This is a genomic window from Flavobacterium sp. KACC 22761 (assembly GCF_034058155.1).
Lineage (GTDB): Bacteria > Bacteroidota > Bacteroidia > Flavobacteriales > Flavobacteriaceae > Flavobacterium.
The window spans coordinates 2,179,919-2,201,167 of record NZ_CP139148.1; the positions used below are offsets into that span (position 1 = coordinate 2,179,919).

At 34.5% G+C, this 21,249-nt stretch carries 19 protein-coding genes; 8 read left to right on the top strand and 11 right to left on the bottom strand.

The window, feature by feature from the left end; all coding sequences use genetic code 11:
* Positions 1-76 precede the first annotated feature (76 nt).
* Complete coding sequence (locus SCB73_RS09490; RefSeq protein ID WP_007805026.1) at positions 77-367, bottom strand: HU family DNA-binding protein; 291 nt, start codon at positions 365-367, stop codon at positions 77-79.
* A 140-nt stretch (positions 368-507) separates the two neighbouring features.
* Between SCB73_RS09490 and mutY the strand changes: the two genes are divergently transcribed.
* Genes mutY through gldD form a run of 4 tightly spaced genes read left to right on the top strand, consistent with a single transcriptional unit; the run spans position 508 to position 3,912 of the window.
* Entirely contained in the window at positions 508-1,554 is a 1,047-nt protein-coding gene (mutY, locus tag SCB73_RS09495; protein WP_320569794.1) for an A/G-specific adenine glycosylase, read from the top strand.
* A gap of 36 nt (positions 1,555-1,590) precedes the next feature.
* Positions 1,591-2,031 carry a single-stranded DNA-binding protein gene (locus SCB73_RS09500; RefSeq protein ID WP_026983816.1) on the top strand — a complete coding sequence of 147 codons (441 nt, stop codon included), beginning with the start codon at positions 1,591-1,593 and terminating at the stop codon, positions 2,029-2,031.
* A 23-nt stretch (positions 2,032-2,054) separates the two neighbouring features.
* Entirely contained in the window at positions 2,055-3,350 is a 1,296-nt protein-coding gene (locus tag SCB73_RS09505) for a gliding motility-associated protein GldE (RefSeq protein ID WP_320569795.1), read from the top strand.
* A gap of 1 nt (position 3,351) precedes the next feature.
* Positions 3,352-3,912, top strand: a complete 561-nt coding sequence (gene gldD, locus SCB73_RS09510; RefSeq protein ID WP_320569796.1) for a gliding motility lipoprotein GldD — start codon at positions 3,352-3,354, stop codon at positions 3,910-3,912.
* 123 nt (positions 3,913-4,035) lie between these two features.
* On the opposite strand, the gene SCB73_RS09515 is transcribed toward gldD, so the two are convergent.
* A complete protein-coding gene (locus SCB73_RS09515; RefSeq protein ID WP_320569797.1) occupies positions 4,036-4,392 on the bottom strand; it encodes a hypothetical protein in 357 nt (118 codons plus the stop codon).
* A 168-nt stretch (positions 4,393-4,560) separates the two neighbouring features.
* Positions 4,561-4,938, bottom strand: coding sequence for a heavy-metal-associated domain-containing protein (locus SCB73_RS09520; protein WP_320569798.1), 378 nt, complete (start codon positions 4,936-4,938; stop codon positions 4,561-4,563).
* 100 nt (positions 4,939-5,038) lie between these two features.
* Between SCB73_RS09520 and SCB73_RS09525 the strand changes: the two genes are divergently transcribed.
* Entirely contained in the window at positions 5,039-5,905 is an 867-nt protein-coding gene (locus SCB73_RS09525; RefSeq protein WP_320569799.1) for a DMT family transporter, read from the top strand.
* A gap of 231 nt (positions 5,906-6,136) precedes the next feature.
* On the opposite strand, the gene SCB73_RS09530 is transcribed toward SCB73_RS09525, so the two are convergent.
* Positions 6,137-8,185, bottom strand: coding sequence for a M16 family metallopeptidase (locus SCB73_RS09530; protein WP_320569800.1), 2,049 nt, complete (start codon positions 8,183-8,185; stop codon positions 6,137-6,139).
* A gap of 13 nt (positions 8,186-8,198) precedes the next feature.
* A complete protein-coding gene (locus SCB73_RS09535; RefSeq protein WP_320569801.1) occupies positions 8,199-9,521 on the bottom strand; it encodes a M16 family metallopeptidase in 1,323 nt (440 codons plus the stop codon).
* Between the two features lie 276 nt (positions 9,522-9,797).
* On the opposite strand from SCB73_RS09535, the gene rplU reads away from it, so the two are divergent.
* Positions 9,798-10,235, top strand: coding sequence for a 50S ribosomal protein L21 (rplU, locus tag SCB73_RS09540; RefSeq protein WP_026728576.1), 438 nt, complete (start codon positions 9,798-9,800; stop codon positions 10,233-10,235).
* A gap of 24 nt (positions 10,236-10,259) precedes the next feature.
* Complete coding sequence (gene rpmA, locus SCB73_RS09545) at positions 10,260-10,520, top strand: 50S ribosomal protein L27 (protein WP_012023622.1); 261 nt, start codon at positions 10,260-10,262, stop codon at positions 10,518-10,520.
* Positions 10,521-10,812: 292 nt separating this feature from the next.
* Here the strand turns inward: rpmA and SCB73_RS09550 are convergent, their stop codons facing one another.
* Together SCB73_RS09550 and SCB73_RS09555 are read right to left on the bottom strand one after the other, a co-directional pair.
* Entirely contained in the window at positions 10,813-13,569 is a 2,757-nt protein-coding gene (locus tag SCB73_RS09550; RefSeq protein ID WP_320569802.1) for an AsmA family protein, read from the bottom strand.
* Positions 13,570-13,617: 48 nt separating this feature from the next.
* Entirely contained in the window at positions 13,618-14,199 is a 582-nt protein-coding gene (locus tag SCB73_RS09555) for a MiaE family protein (protein ID WP_320569803.1), read from the bottom strand.
* Positions 14,200-14,312: 113 nt separating this feature from the next.
* Between SCB73_RS09555 and SCB73_RS09560 the strand changes: the two genes are divergently transcribed.
* Positions 14,313-15,554 carry a glycosyltransferase family 4 protein gene (locus SCB73_RS09560; RefSeq protein ID WP_320569804.1) on the top strand — a complete coding sequence of 414 codons (1,242 nt, stop codon included), beginning with the start codon at positions 14,313-14,315 and terminating at the stop codon, positions 15,552-15,554.
* 55 nt (positions 15,555-15,609) lie between these two features.
* Here the strand turns inward: SCB73_RS09560 and SCB73_RS09565 are convergent, their stop codons facing one another.
* The 4 genes from SCB73_RS09565 to SCB73_RS09580 form a co-directional block, all read right to left on the bottom strand.
* Positions 15,610-16,488, bottom strand: coding sequence for a helix-turn-helix domain-containing protein (locus tag SCB73_RS09565; protein ID WP_320569805.1), 879 nt, complete (start codon positions 16,486-16,488; stop codon positions 15,610-15,612).
* Positions 16,489-16,586: 98 nt separating this feature from the next.
* On the bottom strand, positions 16,587-17,117 hold the full coding sequence (locus SCB73_RS09570; RefSeq protein WP_320569806.1) for a carboxymuconolactone decarboxylase family protein: 531 nt from the start codon (positions 17,115-17,117) through the stop codon (positions 16,587-16,589).
* A gap of 543 nt (positions 17,118-17,660) precedes the next feature.
* Positions 17,661-19,514: a hydrolase/aminopeptidase gene (locus tag SCB73_RS09575; protein WP_320569807.1), complete on the bottom strand. Its 1,854-nt coding sequence runs from the start codon at positions 19,512-19,514 to the stop codon at positions 17,661-17,663.
* Between the two features lie 91 nt (positions 19,515-19,605).
* Positions 19,606-21,249, bottom strand: coding sequence for a pyruvate dehydrogenase complex dihydrolipoamide acetyltransferase (locus SCB73_RS09580; RefSeq protein ID WP_320569808.1), 1,644 nt, complete (start codon positions 21,247-21,249; stop codon positions 19,606-19,608).

Sequence of the window (21,249 nt, forward strand, 5' to 3'; positions counted from 1 at the left end):
GTGAGTAGCTACCTTATGTCTCTTTCTTTTTTTACCACTTGGCATATCGTGTCAGATTTTATGTTAATTAATAGTATTATTTTGCTTCGTTGTTCGTTTTTACTCCTTCTACAAAAACTTTTGCAGGTTTAAACGCAGGGATGTTGTGTGCTGGAATTTTTATAGTAGTATTTTTAGAAATATTTCTACCAGTTTTTTCAGCTCTTGTTTTAACGATAAAGCTTCCGAAACCTCTTAGGTAAACATTGTCTCCAGTTTCTAATGAAGTTTTAACTTCTTCCATAAAAGTTTCTACTGTTGCTTGAACATCTCCTTTTTCAAGACCTAGTTTCTCTGAAATTTTCGCTACGATATCTGCTTTCGTCATTTTCTTTCCTATTTTATTTTATAAATGATGTACTATTTTTTTGAGTTTGCAAATATAGGAATTAAAAAAATAATTAATCAAGCTAAATCGTTAAATTTTAATTACATAAACATTTACTTTTGTTTTCTAAGTATTTTTGAATGGATTTTTATAACATATTGATAAATTGGTATTTACAGAACAAACGCGATTTGCCGTGGCGTAAAACGGCCGATCCGTACCTGATTTGGCTCTCAGAAATTATGCTGCAGCAAACTCGAGTTGCGCAAGGAATGCCTTACTTTTTTGCATTTACCAAGGAATTTCCTACTGTATTTGATCTTGCAAATGCCTCAGAAGAGCAAGTTTTGAAACTTTGGCAGGGATTAGGGTACTATTCTCGTGCTCGAAATTTGCATAAAACGGCTCAATATGTGGCAAATGAACTCAACGGCGTTTTTCCTGAAAACTATAAAAATCTATTAAAATTAAAAGGTGTTGGCGAATATACAGCTGCAGCAATTGCTTCTTTCTCTTATAATGAGGCAGTTCCTGTTGTTGATGGAAATGTATTTCGAGTACTTTCGCGTTATTTTGATATCGAGTCAGATATTGCTCTGCCGGCAACAAAAAAAGAGTTCGCTGAATTGGCTTTTGAATTAATGCCGAAAGATAACCCGGCAATATTCAATCAGGCGATAATGGAATTTGGTGCTTTGCAATGCGTGCCTAAAAGTCCAAATTGCTTAGTTTGTGATTTTAATGCAAGTTGCGCGGCTTTGCAGAAAAAGAAAGTTTCGGTTTTGCCTGTCAAATCAAAAAAGACAAAAGTGACGAATCGTTTCTTTAATTATTTGGTTTTAGAAGATGCTTTAGGAAATACTTTGATAAAAAAAAGAACCGAAAAAGGAATTTGGCATAATTTATATGAATTTCCGTTGCTTGAAACCGATGAAATTGTTGGTTTCGAGGTAATTTCAAAGGCCGTTCAAAAAGATCTTTTTTCAGCTTATACTATTATAGGTATAGAGGAATGTGCCGAAACTGCGGTCTTACACAAACTTTCGCATCAACATCTGCATATTCAGTTTTGGAAGGTCAGAATTAGTGAAGTAATTGAGAATGGTTTGACTTACAGTGAGTTAAAAAATAATCCGTTTCCAATTGTGATATATAATTTTATCGAAAAGCAAGAATTAAATTGCTAAAAAAATGTATCTTTGGGAGAAATACTACCAAAAACTATGAACGGAACATTAAATAAAGTTATGCTAATAGGCCATTTAGGCGATGATGTAAAGATGCATTATTTTGATGGAGGGAATTGCATCGGAAGGTTTCAATTGGCCACAAACGAAGTTTATATCAACAAAACCACCAACGAAAAAATAACTTCAACAGAGTGGCATAATCTAGTGGTGCGCAATAAAGCGGCCGAAATTTGCGAAAAATATTTGTCCAAGGGAGATAAAATTTATGTCGAAGGCCGAATTAAATCGCGCCAATGGCAAGCAGAAGACGGCACGACAAAATATACAACAGAAATTCAGGTTACAGAGTTTACTTTCTTGACTACCAAAAAAGAAACCGGAAATCATAAGCCACATCAGGATCAGGAATCGGCAAAAAACACTAACTTTGACGCTTCAAACGAAAGCTTGCCTATAAACGACTTGCCTTTTTGATTGTTTAACTAATCTTTTTTAATTTGGACCCAGAGCCCAGTTTATTTTTATCTACAACTTTAGACATCAATTTAATTATTGGTTTTGTCGGAATATTTATTTTGCTGTTTTTATCAGCGATTGTTTCAGGTGCCGAAGTTGCTCTTTTTTCATTATCTCAAAAAGATATTGACGAAGCACTGAATGAAAATCTTTCAAAAGGGAAAATTATTTCCAATCTTTTGGATAAACCTAAAAAATTGCTTGCAACACTTCTAGTTGCTAATAATTTTCTAAATATCGGAGTTGTTATTCTGTTCTCTTTTATTGGCCGAGATATTTTTTCGCATATTAGTTCGCCTGCTTTTAAATTCTTTTTAGAAGTTGTTTTGGTTACTTCTCTGATTTTATTATTTGCAGAAGTTTTGCCGAAAGTTTATGCGAGCCGAAACAATTTAAAATTTGCAAAACGTGTTGCTTATCCTATTGCATTTTTAGACAAATTACTTTCGCCCATAAGTTTGCCTATGCGAGCTGTTACCTTATATTTGCAGCGTAAATTAGGGAAACAGAAGAATAGTTTTTCAATAAATCAAATTTCTCAAGCGCTCGAACTTACAGATTCTGAAGGAACATCAACAGAAGAGCAAAAAATCCTGGAAGGAATTGTTTCTTTTGGGAATACCGATACAAAGCAGGTTATGAGTCCGAGGATTGATGTTTTTGCTTTGGAAATTTCAGAAACATTTACAGAAATTTATCCGAAAATTATTGAAAGCGGTTTTTCAAGAATCCCGATTTACCGAGACAATATCGATCAAATTGAAGGCGTTTTGTTTGTAAAAGATTTGTTGCCTCATATTGATAAAGAAGAATTTGATTGGACTTCATTAATGCGAGAAGCGTTTTTTGTTCCTGAGAATAAAAAATTGGACAATTTATTAAAGGATTTCCAAAGCCTTAAAAGCCATTTGGCGATTGTGGTTGATGAATATGGCGGAACTTCTGGATTGGTTTCGTTGGAAGATGTTATTGAAGAAATAGTAGGAGATATCAGTGACGAGTTTGACGATGAAAATGTGAATTTCTCGCAGATAGATGAAAAGAATTTTCTTTTTGAAGGAAAAATAAACCTGAAAGATTTTTACAGAATTGTAGATGTTGATGAAGATGTTTTTGACGCGCACAAAGGAGAGGCAGAAACATTGGCAGGATTTATTTTGGAAATTTTAGGGAATTTCCCAAAAAAAGACCAAAAAATAGCTTTTGAAAACTGTGTTTTTACAATTGAAACAGTTGACAAAAAGCGTGTAAAACAAATAAAAGTAACGATAGATTAAGATGTTAAAAAAGATAATTTCAGCAGCAGTAATTATATTGACGCTAACTTTGGCAAGCTGTAAAGATGATGTTTTGCCAAAACCGGCAAGTTTTCTTCGTTTGGATTATCCGGAAGCAAAATATGTTCATTTTGAAAATAACTGTCCGTTTGCTTTTGATATGAATGAAACTGCAATTATTAAAGGCGAAAAAGACTGCGGATTTGCGATTACGTATCCAAAAATGAAAGCTACAATTTATCTGACTTATAAACCGGTTCACGGCGATATTAATAAGCTTTTGAAAGATGCACAAAAACTTACCTACGAGCACGTTATTAAAGCCGATGATATTCTAGAACAGCCTTATTTAAATCAAGAAAAAAGGGTTTATGGAATGTTTTATCAAGTAGATGGAAATGCTGCCACAAACTCACAATTTTACGTTACCGATAGTACAAAACACTTTATAACGGGTTCAATGTACTTTTATGCAAAACCTAATTTTGATTCTGTTATGCCAGCGGCGAGTTATATCAAAAACGATATGCAGCGATTGATGGAAACATTGAAATGGAAATAAAAACAAAACGGCGTTCATATTGAACGCCGTTTTGTTTTTATTTGTAAATTGAAAATTAGAAGTTTTGTTCTGATATTTTCTTTATGTTAACTCTTGAAACGCTGACGCTAGAATAAGATTTATCTAAGTGTTTGTGTGGTTCATTATTGAATAGATGGTTTGTTCTTCTAATAAATATGGTGAAGCTAAGTCGTTAATGTACTCTTTTTTATCATTGATGCTCATTTCGTTCCATTCATCAGTGTTTTTTAGATGACTTTTAATGGAATTTATTAAAGTTTTTCCAAATCGATTGTCAGGCGTAATCGCAAATGAAAATTCTTTTCCTATAGATGAATTAAATTGTATTAGTAAGTCTGATAAGATTTCTCCAACAATTGGACTAGCTGCAAATTCTTTGCTTTCAGGCTCTCTGCTTTCAAATTTAATAAAACTTATAAGTTTAATTAATGTATATATCTTTACTTTGTTTTCAATCATAATCTTTAGCTTTTTCTCTCAGTTAACATTTATGTAGCCCATGAAATAATGTTTTGAAAATTTACGGAGTCGCTTTATCAATATTTTTAATTTTGCTACTACTCACAAATATAAATTAAAAAAGGCACTCAAATCTGAATGCCTTTTATGATTATTAAAATTTCGAATTTAAGATTTAAAATTCAAAACCTTATATGTTTTTCCATCACCAGTAGCTTGAACAGTTTTTGTCAAAGATTCTTGATTTTGAACGGTTTTGTCAAAAGTGACGGTTGCCATTTTTTTGTCAAAATCAACAGTAGCTTTTTCAACGCCGTCAAGATTTGATAATTCTTTTTCAATAGTTTTGGCACATCCCATTGCACAAGTCATTCCTTCGATTTCGAAACTTGCAGTTTGCACATTTTCAGCAGCGATTGCTTTTTGTTCTTTAGCAGTTGTTTCTAATGGTTTTATGTTAGCCAGATTTTTATCTTCTTCTTTCTTGCAACCGACTAATACTAAACCAGCAATAGCTAACGACGCGAATATTTTAGTGAATTTCATATTTATGATTTTTAAATTGTCAATATGTTTGTTGCAAAATTAATAAAAACCAAATGGTTGGTTCGCAAAATAATTACAAATTTGCAGTAAAATACAATTTATGGAAACAAAACAGTTAAAGTGGTTTTACTTGTCGATTCTTTCTCTAATCTGGGGAAGTTCTTTTATTTTGATAAAGAAGGGATTGATTGGCCTGACAGCTATTCAAGTAGGTTCTTTCCGAATTATTTTTGCGGCTTTGTTTCTGTTGATTGTAGGTTTCAATAGTCTAAAAAAGATTTCGCGTCGTCAATGGAAATTTGTTGCCATAACTTCGCTTTTTGGGACTTTCATGCCGGCTTATCTTTTTGCTATTGCAGAAACTCAGGTTAATAGTTCAATTGTTGCCATTTTGAATTCGCTTACGCCGTTAAATACATTGGTTTTAGGAATTGTAGCTTTCGGAATTCAATTTCAAAAAAGACAGGTTTTAGGTGTTTTTGTTGGGCTTGTTGGTTGTCTGCTTTTGGTTTTAAGCGGAGATTCTGCAGGCGGAACCCAGAATTATTTATATGTTTTGCTTGTAGTTATTGCGACGCTCAGTTATGCAATCAATGTGAATTTGATTAAGAAATATTTGCATGATTTGAATTCAGTAAGCATTACAACAGGAAATTTTGCTGTTCTGCTTTTGCCAGCGTTGATTATTCTAAGTACAACGGATATTAGCCAAAAAATATATTTTGAAGCAACGCAACATTCTATATTTTTTGTTGGAATTTTAGGGATTCTAGGAACCGGAATAGCTAATGTTTTGTTCTTTAAACTGATCCAAATATCCTCTCCAGTATTTGCAACATCTGTAACTTATTTGATTCCCATAGTAGCTTTTTTCTGGGGATTGCTAGACAATGAATTTTTGACACCAATTCAGTCTGTTGGAGCATTTGTTATTTTGATCGGAGTGTATTTGTCGGCTAAGAAATAGTTGTGAATTATGAGTTATGAGTTATGAGTTTTGCGCATGTTACCTTGAGCGATGTCGAAGGGCGCGCCTATTGGAACGGGGCTTCTCCTGAACTTTCGGGACGCTCAACCTGACAAAACTTAGTAAATAAAAAAAGCTTTGTCAAAGTTTTAAACTTTGACAAAGCCTATGAGAAAAAAACTTAGCAACTTAGTGCCTTAGCAACTTAGAATCTTAGCATCTTAGCATCTTTTAAAGAAAATCCGCATCAGAAACTCCTTCGTTTATTTTGATATCAGACATTTTGATGTCCAATTCAAAACCCACATTCTGAATTAAATTAAAAGGAACTTTTACGCCTTTTACTTCTTTGTAATCATTAAAATTGGTGATTTGCGTAACCGATTTTCCGGCTTGTTCACGAGTTTTAGATTCCGCCACTTTTAATCCCGATTTGATATCGTAGAAATATGTTGTTTTCCCGTCTTTAATTGCATAAGCGTCGCTTCCGTTGATTGGTTCGATGCCGTCAACTTTCAAGTCAGTTCTTTTTACTAGCTGTAATTCTTCAAACGGAGCAGCATTGGCTTTCATGTCTTTTAAGTCATCGCCTTCAAGGTTTTTGCGTTGACCTTGCTGTTCAACATAAGCGCCTTTTTCATTCACAACCTGTTTCATCAAATTCATAGTTCCCATAGAAAGCGAAACCATCATTTTTCCTTTTGAATCTAATTTTGAAGTAAAAGTCAATGGAGTAGGAGCTTGCGGAACCGTCGTGCTTCCGTTCATGTAAAGTGTTTTTACAGAAGTTACTGCTTTCTCGCCACCAATTGCTTTGATGTAATTTTCAAAAACCGTTTTTGCAGTAACATTTGTTGGAGCTTCTTTTTTAGTGGCTGGTTTTTCAACTGGATTTCCGTATTTGTCAAAATAATGAATAGGAATTTGCAGTTTCTCCAAACCAGAAATAACATCAGAGCCTTTTCCAACAATCACAATTCGCATGTTGTCAAGCATGAAATATTTGTTTGCAACACGATAAATATCATCTGCAGTAACATTATTGATGGTCTGAATGTATTTTTCGTAGAAATCTGCAGGAAGTTTTTCTGTTTCGATGTTTAGAGCATAACGTGCAACGGCTTGAGGTTTTTCGACTTGCATTACAAATCTTCCAATGTAGCCCGCTTTTACATTTCGTAAAACTTCTGGATCAACTCTTTCGGTTCTAATTCGTTTGATTTCTTTGATAAATTGAACTACCGCGCTGTCAGTAACCGTATTTCGAACAGCTGAATTTGCTTTAAATTTAGTTACATATTTTCCGCTCCCAATGCTTGAGCTAGCGCCGTATGTCCAGGCGTGTTGTTCGCGTAAATTCATGTTTAAATAACTGTTGAAATCACCTCCTAAAATTTGGTTTGCAATTACAGCCGGGAAAAAATCGGGATCGCTCATTCTTAAATTTACCGTATTTACCAATGAAATTTCAGATTGAACGGCATTTGGAACATCAACAAAATCAATTTGCAAGTTCGAAACATTCTCTGGATTTGTATATGTGTTTTTTGGTGCAGCTTGCTTTTTCCATCCACTGAATAATTTTTCAACTGCAGCTTTTGTTTCTTTGAATTTAATGTCTCCAATGACCACTAAATAAGCATTTTCTGGAACGAAATAAGTGTTGTAGTTGTTTTGAACATCTGCTAGAGTAACATTTTTCACAGTTTCCTCAGAAAGATACTCGCCGTTAGGATGATTTTTTCCAAAAGCTAAAACATCAACCACTCGGTTTGAAATAGCCGGAACGCTTTTTTCGTCTGCTTTAAGACCTTCTAGAAGTTTTGCTTTTTCTTTATCAAATTCGGTTTGAGTAAAATTTGGCTGTAAAGCGCCTTCTGCTAAAAGTTCTAATACGCGTCCTGAATATTTGGACAAAGCGCTTGCATAGGCTCCTTGTGATGTAAAGTTGATATTTGCTCCGTAAAAGTCAATTTCTTCATTAAAAGCTTCTTTTGTTGTTTTTTTGGTTCCGTTGCCAATTAAGCTGCTGGTCAATTCGTCGACACCTTTTTTGTTGCCTTCAGTAAACGGTGCGTTATCCAGGGTTAGCGTAAAGCTTACTCGCGGTAATTTGTGGTTTTCAACAACTAAAACCTTCATTCCGTTTGCTAAAACAAAGGTCTGGGGTTTTTTGATGTTGACTACTGGGGCGTTTCCTGGTTTTGGTTGTGGACGATCTTGTGCTATCATAATTCCTGTTAGGAAAAAAAGGATTAAAAAAGGATATATTTTTTTCATGATTCGATACTTCTTAGTTTTGAGATTTTGCAGTTGGGATATAATCTAAAATCAAGCGCTGGTTTGGATTCAAGTATTTTTTTGCAACTTCTCTGATTTCCTCTCTGGTAATAGAATGGTAAATATCAATTTCAGTATTAATCAAATTTACGTCTCCATAAAGCAAATAATAAGAAGCAAGATTTTCTGCAATTCCTTCTACGCTTGAATTCGCATTCACAAAATTATTATCGAATTTGTTTTGCAATTTTTCGTAATCTTTTTCAGAAATCAAATCAGTTTGGATTTTTACGATTTCTTCATCCATTTCTTTTAAAATGTCTGCCGTTGTGTTTGGAGCCATTGGTAAGCCATATAAAATGTACGTTCCGTAATCTTCTTGGCTAAAGCCAACTGCACCAATTTGAAGCGCCATTTTTTTGTCGTCAACGATTTTTTTGTAAAGCTTTGAACTTTTTCCATCACTTAAATATGAAGAGATCAAATCTAGAACTCTGGCATCTCTGGTTTTCATCGAAGGTGTTCTGTATGAAGCAACAACCATCGGAATCTGAATATTTGGATCTTCGTAAGTTGCTTTTATAGTCTGCGTAATTGGTTCTTCAGTATAAGTTTGTTTTTTAACTTCTTCACCTCTTGGAATTGGGCCAAAATACTTCTGAACCCATTCTTTGGCTTTGGTCTTGTCGAAATCTCCGGCAACAACTAAAACAGCATTATTTGGTGTATAGAATTTTTTGTTGAATGCCTGAAATTCTTCAAGAGTTGCGGCATCTAGATCTTTCATTGAGCCAATAGTTGTCCAGCGATACGGGTGATTTTTGAACATATTCTTTTTAACTTCTGGAAGAATGTTTCCGTAAGGCTGATTGTCGTAACGCATTCTTTTTTCTTCTTTTACCACTTCATTCTGCGTATCAACTCCAATTTTGTTGATGATTGGATGCATCAATCTTTCTGATTCCATCCATAAGCCTAATTCTAAATTATTTGATGGGAAAACTTCATAATAATACGTTCTGTCGTCAGAAGTATTGGCGTTGTTTACGCCTCCGTTTGCTGTAACGATCTTCATCCATTCGCCACGTTTAATATTTTGAGTGCCTTCAAACAACAAATGTTCAAAAAAATGTGCAAAACCTGTTCGGTCAGGACGTTCATCTTTTGAGCCTACGTGATACATTACAGATGTAATAACCACGGGCGCCGATGGATCGTTATGCAAAATCACGTGCATTCCGTTGTCTAAGTTATATTCTTCAAAAGCCACCTTCTGAGCATGCGCTACTCCTCCAAGCATTAGTGCTGCACTTAACATCATTATTGAATTTTTCATGTGAGATTAATAAATTTATAATACCTAAAAACAAGTAGGTAGCAAAAAGTTGATTATAGTTACTTCAAAAATAGTCTTTTTTGTGTATTATTTTAGGATTTGTGCATTTACCCTTGTGAATTAATATGAATTTACTGAGTTTTTTGATTTTTAAATTGTTTAAAAAGCTTGAAAAACAGCTGTTAAACATGAAAAAAATATTTTTGCTTTTAGGGATTGCGTAGTAAATTTTTAGTTGTATATTTGCAACCTTAAAAATCAATAAATCAATTTGATATGTATGCAATCGTAGAGATAGCAGGGCAACAATTTAAAGTAAGCAAAGACTTAAAGGTTTATGTTCACCGTTTAGCTAATGAAGAAGGTTCAAAAGTTTCTTTTGATAAAGTTCTTTTATTAGATGACAATGGAAATGTAACTTTAGGCGCCCCAGCTATAGAAGGTGCTTCAGTAGAAGCTAAAGTGTTACAACACTTAAAAGGTGATAAAGTTATCGTTTTCAAAAAGAAAAGAAGAAAAGGATACAAAAAAAGAAATGGTCACAGACAATATCTTACACAAATTGTAATTGAAGGTATTACTGCGGCAGGAGGAACTAAAAAAGCAGCAGCTAAAAAAGCAGTTGTAGCAGAAGAAGCAGCTACTGAAGAAGTTGAAGCTCCAAAAGCAAAAAAAGCAGCTCCAAAAGCAAAAAAAGAGACTACTAAAGAATAATAACAATATTTAAACTCATACGTCATGGCTCACAAGAAAGGTGTCGGTAGTTCGAAGAATGGTAGAGAATCAGAATCAAAACGTCTAGGCGTTAAGATTTATGGTGGTCAAGCTGCTATTGCTGGTAACATCATCGTTAGACAAAGAGGTTCAAAACACAATCCGGGTGAAAACGTTTACATCAGTAAAGATCACACACTACACGCAAGAGTAGCTGGAGTTGTTAAGTTCCAAAAGAAAAGAGATAACAAATCTTATGTATCTATTATCCCATTCGAGGCATAATAAGCATAGATTACTTTTTATAAAAAACCCGTTCAGAAATGATCGGGTTTTTTGTTTTTAGAATGTTGTGTTTGGAATTATTCATTTTTATTTTACTGACGAAGGAAGCGTGCGTGAAATTTCAATATTATTGGCGCCAATCTTTGTAGAGTTTCTAGTGTGATTCCTCGTTTCTTGCTATGACAAGATTGCGCGAAAAAAAACTTTTGTCAAAGTTCAAAACTTTTGTCAAAGTTCAAAACTTTGACAAAGGTCTCGGAGTATTTTAAATTTGGATTTTGGAATTTGATTCTTATTCCCCAGTATCTTTAGTTTCTTCTAAATCCTGAGATTTTTTACCAACTTTTATTTTTGGATTATCCTGTGTTCCAGTAACTGTAAGCGGAATTCCGAAAATACCTAACGGAGGCAATCCTAAGCGCATTTTTAAATTCAATTTTCCGTCTAAGCTTGTTGTGCCTTCAATTCTTGGTCTAAAGCCAGCAAATTTGAATTTAAAGCGTTCTACAGTCATGATATTGTTTTTGATTGTAGTTTTAATATCCACTTTAGAAACGTCTGGATTTTTTATAGATTCTGTGTTGGTTTCTTTGCTTACGGCGCTAAACATTTTCAATCCTCGAACTTTTACATCTTTTACAGAAAGTGTTCCGCCACCAATAAGCGAAGGATAAACGGGCTCCATATTTGCATTCAAACGCCCTTTTAATTGATAGTCTAAAGAAACAATTCCTTGTGCCTTTTCGGCAGCGCTAGCCATTTTTCTGAACACTTCGACTTCATTATAAGCGCGCTTGATGTCAAAATCTGTTGCTTTTATGGCGTAATCAAAATTTGCTTTTTGAGGTGTTACAGCTTGATAATTGGCATTCATGGTTACTTTGCAGCCTATTAAATCAAAACCTGTATTTTGCATTGTCAGTTTGCCTTTGTTCATGCTTAGGTTTCCAGTTGCATTTTGCAAATTGAGTTTGTCGAAGTTTACTTTTTGTGCATTTGCTGTAAACTGCAAATTCAAATTTGTTGGAATGATAATAACGCCACTTTGTGTATTTGCTGTTTTTGTTTCGGGTTTTGGAGTTGAATTTTCTGTAACAGAAGTCCCAGCTGTTGTTTCTGACATAAATTCATCAACATTAATATATCTTGATGAAGATTTAAAAGAGCCTTTTAAGATGCCTGTATTTGTGGTTGCATAGTTAAAGACATTCTGCAAATAACCATTCATTTTAAAATCAGACTTTCCGTATGTGGCCAAAAAGTTGTTGAAATACATTTTGTCCTGATTGATCTTAAAAATTCCTTCTTTGATGATGAATTTTTTAGGAAGATATTCAGATGTAATGCCGATGTTTCTCAATTCAAGCGTTCCTTTATTGTGCAATTTGCTGTAATTTCCTTTTTCAGCGTCGCTTTGTTTTCCTTTTAAGACCACATCAGCTTTCACGAAACCATCTAAATCAAGACCTTTTTGAGAGAAAACTTTATAGATTTTATTTACATCCAATTCTCCTTTAGCTTTTATGTCATAAGTCAAATCATCAAAGTTGCTCAAGTCAGCTTCTACAAAAACAGGTTTTCCTTCAAAAGTAAATTGCGCCGGTTTTAGTTTTACTTTCAAATCGTCATAAGTTCCTTTTTGATTGTCAATTCTCGATTTTACGGTAATATTGGTAATTGGGTTTGGATAATAAGGCGTTTTTAAATAACCGTTTTCCAAGTTAATTGTTCCTTGTGTTTTTGGAAAAAGCCTGTTCTTTTGGTCAAATTTTCCGTTTACAACAGCGTCTCCGTCAAGATTTCCTTTTAATACGATATTTGGAATTCCTAGAGCTGACATCAATTTTCCAAGATCGATTTTAGCTTTTAAATCCGCGTCAATATTTGGAGTATTTACACCAACAACGTGAAATTTCGATTTCAAATAATCTTTATTGATGTTTAATGATAGGTTTTTGGCCTCAATATCTGCAAGATCTGGATTTAGATTCGGGACTCTGGTTTTAATGTCTAGATTCAGGTTTGAAACCGGAAATGCACTTTTGTTATAATTTACAAATCCGCTGTCGATTTTTACGTCTAAATCTAATTCGGGAGCAATATTTTGAGAAGCAATATAATCGCCTTTTAACGTCAAAAGAAGATTCGTATTTCCTTTTAATTCGGCTTTAGAAAGCCATGTAATGTATTTTGGCGGAAACGCTGTAAAAACATCATATAAGTTGCTATTGTTTGATTTTATAACAAAATCCATATTGTAGCCGTCTTTCAGAAAGTCAAATTTCCCTTTAAAATCTACTACAAGCTGATTGATTTTCAAGTTGTTTTGTTGGAAGAAAAAGGATAAGGAATTTACATTTACTTTCGTAATCAAATCAGCATCGACTTTTTTGTTCATTAAATAAGGCTCATTTTCATAAATCACATTCAGCTTCTCGATTTTGGCTTTCGAATACAAATCAAAAACGGATTTATTTAAATCTCCATTTCCTAGATAATTAAATCCAAAAGCATCAAGATGAACTTTGGTCGATTGGTCGTCGTAAATTATTTTACTGTTTAAAATCTGAATTCGTTCTAATTTTAAAGCGGTTTCAGTGCTGTCTTCGGGTTTTGATGAAGCTTTAGATTTGTAAATATTGTAGTTTGCCTCACCATTTGGATTCACTTTTACATTGATAAACGAATCTGATAAATAAATCTGATCAATTTTTACCGTTTTGCTGAAAACTAAGCTGGCAACATTTATTCCGAAGGAAACTTCTTTTGCCGTAATGAATTTTTCATTCGCATAAGGCGCTGATCCATTCAGGTTTAAGTCGCTTAAGGTTAGAGTAAGTGAAGGGAAATGATGGAAAAATGAAACCGAAACATCAGAATAATTCAGTTCTGCGCTCAGTTTTTCATTTGCTGTTTTCTTAATTTGTTCTTTAATCTTATCTGCAAAAATAATCGGAGTTAAAAAAAGCAGTGCTACGATAACCACGAAAGTTATTCCAAGATATTTTGCAGTTTTTAATAAAATGGATTTGATTTTGCTTTTGGACATGATAAAATATTTAGATTAGAAAAAATGATAAAAAAACATGGATTTTATTTATCCGTGAACAGTTTCATTTTTACCATAATTGGTAATGATAGAACCTTCGTATTCAATCCACTCTTTCCAGCGTTTGTCAATGTCAATATTGTCTTGGTATTTTCTGGCAAATCCTAAAAACGTAGTATAATGTCCGGCTTCAGAAATCATTAAATCACGATAAAATTTAGCTAATTCTTCATCTTTTATATTTTCCGAAAGTACTTTAAAACGCTCACAGCTTCTCGCTTCGATCATTGCCGAGAATAATAAACGATCACAAAGTGCATCTCTTCGGCTTCCGTCTTTTTTCATGAATTTAAAAAGCTCGTTTACATAATGATCTTTTCTTTCACGGCCTAACGTAAGTCCGCGTTCCTTAATGATATTATGAACCATTTGAAAATGTTCCAGTTCTTCTCTGGCAATTTCAAGCATTTCGGTTACCAGTTCTTCAATTTCAGAGTTATAAGTGACGATACTGATCGCGTTTGAAGCTGCCTTTTGTTCACACCAGGCATGATCCGTTAAAATTTCTTCGATATTTGACTCAACGATATTTACCCAGCGAGGGTCTGTAGCTAATTTTAATCCTAACATAATTTCCCAGCATTTAGATTTTGCAAAATTAGTGTTTTTTTACGACCGAATATCTGGAAATTGGGTGCAAATCCGCAGAAAAAAGCATTATTTTGTAATATGAAACAAAGATTATGAATCAAATTAAAAAACTTTTGATTATTGGGTTTGTTTGGCCCGAGCCAAAGTCCTCTGCAGCAGGTGGAAGAATCATGCAATTGATTTCTATTTTTAAGCAAAACGGCTTCGAAATTACATTTGCAAGCGCAGCTCAGGACAGCGATTTTATGGTTGATTTGTCTGAATTTGGAGTAATAAAAAAAAGTATTGAACTTAATTCTTCGAGTTTTGATGATTTTATAAAAGAATTAAATCCAGATGTTGTTTTGTTTGATCGTTTTATGATCGAAGAACAGTTTGGTTGGAGAGTGGTTGAAAAGTGTCCAAAAGCGATCCGAATTTTAGATACTGAAGATTTGCATTGTTTAAGAACCGCAAGGCAAAAAGCTTTTAAAGAAAACCGCATTTGCGAATTAGAAGATTTACTGTCTGAAGAAGTGGCAAAAAGAGAAATTGCTAGTGTTTTACGTTGCGATTTATCTTTGATTATTTCTGAATTTGAAATGAATATTCTAAAAGATGTTTTCAAGATTAATGGAGACTTACTTTTTTATCTTCCTTTTTTGGTTGATGAAATGAAAGAGGAAGATTTGCTAGAATTGCCTTCTTTTGAAGATCGAAAGAATTTTGTTTTCATCGGAAATTTTCTTCACGAACCCAATTGGAATACCGTTCAATATTTAAAAGAAGCCATTTGGCCTTCTATAAAAAAAGATTTTCCAGAAGCAGTTTTGAAGGTTTATGGCGCTTATCCTTCGCAGAAAGTGTTGCAGTTGCATCAGCCTAAAAACGGTTTTTGCATTATGGGAAGAGCAGAAGATGCCAACGAAATAGTAAAAAATGCAAAAGTACTTTTAGCGCCAATTCGCTTTGGAGCTGGTCTGAAAGGAAAACTATTAGAAGCCATGCAATGCGGAACGCCGAGTGCAACCACAACAATTGGTTCTGAAGCCATGCATGCAAATTTGCCTTGGAATGGTTTTATTGAAGATGATGCAGTAGAATTTGCTAAAAAAGCTATTGCGCTGTATCAAAATGAAAATCTTTGGAAGCAGTCTCAGAAAAATGGAATTGCAATTATTAATGAATGTTATCAAAAAAGCAATTATTCTGTTCAACTAATTTCTTTGGTAAATTTACTTTTAATAGATTCTAAAAGTCATCGTCTCCATAATTTTATGGGAAATCTGTTGCAGCATCATGCGTTTAAAAGCACAATGTACATGTCAAAATGGATTGAAGCGAAAAATAAGTAAGCAGTAACAGTTTACAGTAATCAGCAGACTGCGACTGAAAAACTGCGACTCTAAACTAAGCTTCCATTTTTCCAAAACCAACTGTTTCGCGATAAATCTGAGGAGAAACATCTGCATTGGTTTTAAAGAAACGGCTGAAGTAATGTTCGTCGTCATAACCTAACTCGTAGGCAATTTCTTTTACAGTTTTGTTGGTCAAGTACAATTCTCTTTTGGCTTCAATAATAATTCTTTCTGAAATTAAATCGGTTAAGGTTTTATTGAAATAATTCTTAGATAATTTTGCCAAAGCTTTTGGAGAAATATTCAGCAATTCCGCATAATTTCCGGCTGAATGTTTGGTTTTAAAATTCAATTCAATTGCATCTTTCAAGCTTTGAAGAATTAAAGGTTCTTTTGAATCTGGAACCGATTTCATTTCTTCTAATTGTTCTGTTTTTAATCTCGAAGCGGTGATTAAAAAGATTTTTAAATATGAAATCAGCAACTCATATTGCGCCAATTCAGCATTCTGAATTTCAGCTTTCATTTGATCAATAACCATATTAATAGTCTTCGAAGCTTGTTCTGTAACTTGAACATACGGAGGCTGATAGATGTTATTGAACAAAACACCATTGCACGAAACCTCTTTTTGATGCATATGAATGCAATAAAAATCAGGATGAAAATGAATGGCAATTCCTTCAATCGGTTCGTTTACACAAAGCATAAAAGGCTGATACGGAGAAAAGGCGAGAAGAGAGTTTTCTTCAAAATGATGTTCAGCAAAATCAGCTTTTACTTTGCCTTTTCCTTTGGTGACCCAAATTAATGAGTAATAATTGTTTCGTTGTAAATGGTCGAAATGGCTGTTGTCATCAAAAGGAAGGATTTTAAAAGCCAAATTCCCATTCTGCGGATTGATTAAAGTAAAAACATTTTGAGAACTCATGATTTCTTTTGTTTTTGAAAGTATAAAGATAGCCATGAAATAAATTCACAGCTATCTTTATAAATTGTTTTTTGTTATAGTGATTGTGCAAATCTTGATTAAACTGCCGGAAAATCAATTTCTGTATTTGCTACATTATTAAAGTAGTTTGTTAAAACGTTTAAAGCTACGTGACCAATAATTTCTGCAATTTCAGCATCAGAAACTCCTGCATTTTTGGCTTTATTTACATCTTCGTCATTTACTAAACCGCCTTTGCTGATTAATGTTTTAGCCAATTGTAAAATTGCTTCTGTTTTCGCATCATCAGAATTTCCAGATCTTGCTGCTTTTAAAACTGCTGGATCTGCTTTCACTAATTTTTCTCCAATAAAAGTGTGAGCTGCTAAACAGTAATCACAAGAATTGCTTTCTGAAACTGCCAGAGCGATTAATTCTCCTGTTTTTGCGCTTAATTTTCCGTGGCTTAGAGCACCACTTAAGTTTAAATATCCTTCCAGAACTGCTGGAGAATTTCCCATTGTTCTCATCATGTTTGGTACAACGCCTAATTTTGCCTGAACTGCGTTGAATAAATCTTTAGTTTTTCCTGTTACTTCTTCTGGGTTTAAAGCTGTTAATCGTGCCATTTTTATTTAATTTTTAAAGTTGTTATTTGTTGTTGTCTTTTGACATTACAAAGTTGCGACGATTACAGATTTTAGAACATGGAGAATGTACGCTATGTGATGGACAATTTTCCCTGAGCTAATTTTTAGTGTTTTTTAGGAGCTAATCCAGCTTTCCGTTTCAAGTCCTCGCTCAAAACTTTAATTTTCTAAACCATAAAACGAGCTTCCGTTGGTCGCTGTTTTCTGGTAAGAAAATTAGAGTTTCGAGCTCCGGGCTTTCCACTTCAATCTGGGCTAGGGCACTCGTTTTCATAAGAATGTTTTCGTTTATTTTGTCATTTCGAGGAACGAGAAATCACACTAGAAATTCTGCAAACAATTCACGCAATCTTGTCATTTCGATGGAGGAGAAATCTTCGCAAGTAACTCCGCAACGAAAATCCAATCTTTGTCGAGCTTCTCGCGAAGATTTCTCCTCCGTCGAAATGACAAAAAAAGCGTAAAAAAAAGAGTCTGTTCCTTAGGAACAGACTCTTTAAAGCTTATATTTTAGAAAAAAAATTATTTCAAAACCCCTTCAACAGCCTGAATAGTTGTTGCATGATAACCAGATTTTGCTTTATCAAAAACCTGTTTTGCCCAAACTTTTCCTTCAGGAGTTTTAACCATTTCTTTATAAAGCATCATTACAGATCCAGTTCTGCTGATTCCAATTAAAAACTGCTCAATTGCGGGATATGCTGGTTTGTATTGATGACGTAAAGCCTGAACAAACCATTGGCGTTTGATAATGAAATTTCCACCTTTTGTAAAATTGAATTCTTTATCAATTGCTTCCATTTCTTTTACTGTAATATCAGCTGGAAGATGATCTATAAAATGTTGTTTTTCGGCAGTAGTGGTGATTTTTTTGCTTAAACCTGCAACGCCAGTTTCTCTCCAGCTTTTTTGGATAGCATCAATAGCATCAAATTCTGCAGAACTTACCGGAAGGATATTTGATGGAATTCCTGGTTTGTAAATCCAGTTGTCTAATTGGATTTTATCGGCTAAAGCTTTATCTCCTTTAATTAAATTTTCATTTAAATATTTAACGAAATCTTCTGTTGTAATAGATTTGAAAGCATGCGAATCAAAATAATTCTTAATAAACGGGTCAAATTTCTCGCGTCCAACTGCATTTTCAATCACTCTTAAAAAAGCATATCCTTTTACATAAGGAATTTGGCTGATGCCATCGTCAGGATTTCTGCCAGTTAAACTCACTTTTAATTTTGTGTCTGGATTTGTATCTCCGAATTCTGCAACGTTATCAACCAATTCTTTGTTGGTGATTACATTTTGCATGTCAAATTCTTTCTTCCCGAAAATCGCTTCTCCAATTCTGTGTTCAACATAAGTGGTGAAGCCTTCGTTTAGCCAAATATCATCCCAAGTTGCGTTTGTAACTAGGTTTCCGCTCCAGCTATGGCCTAATTCATGTGCTAACAAACTTGTTAAAGAACGATCGCCGGCTATAATTCCCGGAGTTAAAAAAGTCAAGTTTGGATTCTCCATTCCGCCATAAGGGAAACTTGGAGGTAAAACCAATACGTCGTAGCGTCCCCAACGGTATGGCCCGTATAATTTTTCTGCCGCATTTACCATTTTGCCAAGTTCAGCAAATTCATAAGCAGCGCTTTTTAAAACAGATGGTTCTGTATAAACTCCAGTTCTGTTATCGATTGCTTGAAATTCAATATCTCCAACTGCAATTGCCATTAAATAAGAAGGAATTGCTTTGTCTTGTTTGAAAATATAAACTCCGGTATCGTTTTTCTTCTGTGGATTTACTGCGCTCATAACCGCTAATAAATCTTTAGGAACTGTAACTTTTGCATTATAAGTGAAACGAATTCCCGGCGAATCTTGACACGGAATCCATGTACGCGACCAAACGCTTTCGCCTTGAGAGAAAACAAAAGGTTTCTTTTTATCTGCAGTTTGTTCTGGTTTAAGCCATTGCAGTGCAACACCGTCTTTAGTGGTGTTGTAGTAAATGTTTACTCTAGTTGTATTTGGCTCAATAGTAATATGAATTGGCTTTCCGTGAAATTCAACGTCTTTCCCAAGTTCAAATTTGGTTTCTTTTTCTTCTTCTCCTTGCCCTAAAGTAACTTTTGTAATATTCAAAGTGTTTTCATCGAAAATAATTTCATTTCCTTTACTTTTATTGTCAATCGTCCAAGATGCTTTTCCTGAAATGGTCTGAGTATCAAAATCAACTTTGATGTCAAGATCAAGATGTTTTGCAACAGCAAGTTCTGGTTTAGAATAACTGTGTTCGTCAACAACAATAGCTGTTTTTTCTGATTGCTCTTTTTTCTGGCAAGCAAATGCCGTAAGAAATAAAGCGACAAGAATTAATTTTTTCATTTTATGAGATTTTGAATTTGAAGATGAAAATTAAACAAAAAATCCCGTTCTGAAACTTCGGAACGGGATTTAATTATAAAATTAACAAAGATTACGCCAACATTGTAACTGGGCTTTCGATGTATTGTTTTAATGTTTGTAAGAATTGAGCGCCAGTTGCACCGTCAATAGTTCTGTGGTCGCAAGCTAATGATAACATCATTGTGTTTCCAACTACGATTTGACCGTTTTTAACTACTGGTTTCTCAACAATTGCACCTACAGAAAGGATAGCAGAGTTTGGTTGGTTGATAATTGAATTAAATTCAGTAATACCAAACATACCAAGGTTAGATACTGTAAAAGTACTTCCTTCCATTTCTTGTGGTACTAATTTTTTGTTTTTAGCTCTTCCAGCAAGATCTCTTACTGAACCACCAATTTGAGATAAACTCATAGCGTCAGTAAATTTCAATACAGGAACAACTAATCCGTCTTCAACAGCTACAGCAACACCAATGTTTACGTGGTGGTTGATGATGATAGCATCTTCTTTCCAAGTAGAGTTGATTTTTGGATGTTTTTTCAATGCTAAAGCACAAGCTTTGATTACCATATCGTTGAAAGATACTTTTGTATCTGGAACGCTGTTGATAGCAGCTCTAGCTTGCATTGCTTCGTCCATGCTTACTTCGATCACTAAGTTGTAGTGAGGAGCAGTGAATAAAGATTCAGAAAGACGTTTTGCAATAATTTTACGCATTTGAGAGTTTTTGATCTCTTCTGTGAAAACTTCGCCAGCAGGAACAAAAACTTTTGGTGCAGCAGGAGCAGATGCTTCTTGTTTAACAGCAGGTGCTGAAGCAGGAGCTTGTGCTTGCGAAGATGGAGTAAAGTTCTCGATATCGCTTTTTACGATACGTCCGTTTTCTCCAGATCCTTTCACTTGGTTTAATGCGATTCCTTTGTCAGAAGCGATTTTTTTAGCTAATGGTGAAGCTAAAATTCTTCCTCCGTTTGAAGTTTCGGCAACAACTTCTGTAGCTTGTGCAGCGGCAGGAGCAGCTTTTGTTTCTTCAGCAGCAGGAGCACTTGCAGGTGCAGCACCTCCGGCAGTATAATTTTCAGCAATTCCAGAAATATCAGTTCCTGCAGGTCCAATGATAGCTAATAAGCTGTCAACAGGAGCAGTGTTTCCTTCTTGAATTCCAATGTATAATAATGTTCCAGCATTGAAAGATTCAAACTCCATTGTAGCTTTATCTGTTTCAATTTCTGCTAAAATATCACCTTCCGCTACAGCGTCTCCAACTTTTTTTAACCAAGTTGCTACTGTACCTTCAGTCATTGTATCACTCAAACGTGGCATTGTTACTACAATAACACCTTTTGGTAATTCAGTTGCTGCTTTTGCAGGCGCAGCAGTTTCAGTTTTTGCTTCAGCAGCTGGAGCATCCGCTTTTGGAGCTTCGGCAGCAGGAGCGTCACCACCAGCTAAAAGAGCAGAAATATCTTCTCCTTCGTTACCAATGATTGCTAATAATGAATCAACTGGAGCAGTTTCTCCAGCTTGAATTCCAATATGTAAAAGAGTTCCTTCGTTAAAAGATTCGAACTCCATTGTTGCTTTGTCTGTTTCGATTTCAGCTAAGATATCTCCTTCACTGATTTTGTCGCCTACTTTTTTAAGCCAAGTCGCTACCGTTCCTTCCGTCATAGTATCGCTCAAACGAGGCATTGTTACTTTAATCGCCAT

What these genes read in the sequence shown, in the direction of transcription:
- SCB73_RS09490 (WP_007805026.1), bottom strand. Translation starts at nt 367, where the DNA reads ATGACGAAAGCAGATATCGTAGCGAAAATTTCAGAGAAACTAGGTCTT.
- mutY (WP_320569794.1), top strand. Translation starts at nt 508, where the DNA reads ATGGATTTTTATAACATATTGATAAATTGGTATTTACAGAACAAACGC.
- SCB73_RS09500 (WP_026983816.1), top strand. Translation starts at nt 1,591, where the DNA reads ATGAACGGAACATTAAATAAAGTTATGCTAATAGGCCATTTAGGCGAT.
- gldD (WP_320569796.1), top strand. Translation starts at nt 3,352, where the DNA reads ATGTTAAAAAAGATAATTTCAGCAGCAGTAATTATATTGACGCTAACT.
- SCB73_RS09515 (WP_320569797.1), bottom strand. Translation starts at nt 4,392, where the DNA reads ATGATTGAAAACAAAGTAAAGATATATACATTAATTAAACTTATAAGT.
- SCB73_RS09520 (WP_320569798.1), bottom strand. Translation starts at nt 4,938, where the DNA reads ATGAAATTCACTAAAATATTCGCGTCGTTAGCTATTGCTGGTTTAGTA.
- SCB73_RS09525 (WP_320569799.1), top strand. Translation starts at nt 5,039, where the DNA reads ATGGAAACAAAACAGTTAAAGTGGTTTTACTTGTCGATTCTTTCTCTA.
- SCB73_RS09530 (WP_320569800.1), bottom strand. Translation starts at nt 8,185, where the DNA reads ATGAAAAAAATATATCCTTTTTTAATCCTTTTTTTCCTAACAGGAATT.
- SCB73_RS09535 (WP_320569801.1), bottom strand. Translation starts at nt 9,521, where the DNA reads ATGAAAAATTCAATAATGATGTTAAGTGCAGCACTAATGCTTGGAGGA.
- rplU (WP_026728576.1), top strand. Translation starts at nt 9,798, where the DNA reads ATGTATGCAATCGTAGAGATAGCAGGGCAACAATTTAAAGTAAGCAAA.
- rpmA (WP_012023622.1), top strand. Translation starts at nt 10,260, where the DNA reads ATGGCTCACAAGAAAGGTGTCGGTAGTTCGAAGAATGGTAGAGAATCA.
- SCB73_RS09550 (WP_320569802.1), bottom strand. Translation starts at nt 13,569, where the DNA reads ATGTCCAAAAGCAAAATCAAATCCATTTTATTAAAAACTGCAAAATAT.
- SCB73_RS09555 (WP_320569803.1), bottom strand. Translation starts at nt 14,199, where the DNA reads ATGTTAGGATTAAAATTAGCTACAGACCCTCGCTGGGTAAATATCGTT.
- SCB73_RS09560 (WP_320569804.1), top strand. Translation starts at nt 14,313, where the DNA reads ATGAATCAAATTAAAAAACTTTTGATTATTGGGTTTGTTTGGCCCGAG.
- SCB73_RS09565 (WP_320569805.1), bottom strand. Translation starts at nt 16,488, where the DNA reads ATGAGTTCTCAAAATGTTTTTACTTTAATCAATCCGCAGAATGGGAAT.
- SCB73_RS09570 (WP_320569806.1), bottom strand. Translation starts at nt 17,117, where the DNA reads ATGGCACGATTAACAGCTTTAAACCCAGAAGAAGTAACAGGAAAAACT.
- SCB73_RS09575 (WP_320569807.1), bottom strand. Translation starts at nt 19,514, where the DNA reads ATGAAAAAATTAATTCTTGTCGCTTTATTTCTTACGGCATTTGCTTGC.
- SCB73_RS09580 (WP_320569808.1), bottom strand. Translation starts at nt 21,249, where the DNA reads ATGGCGATTAAAGTAACAATGCCTCGTTTGAGCGATACTATGACGGAA.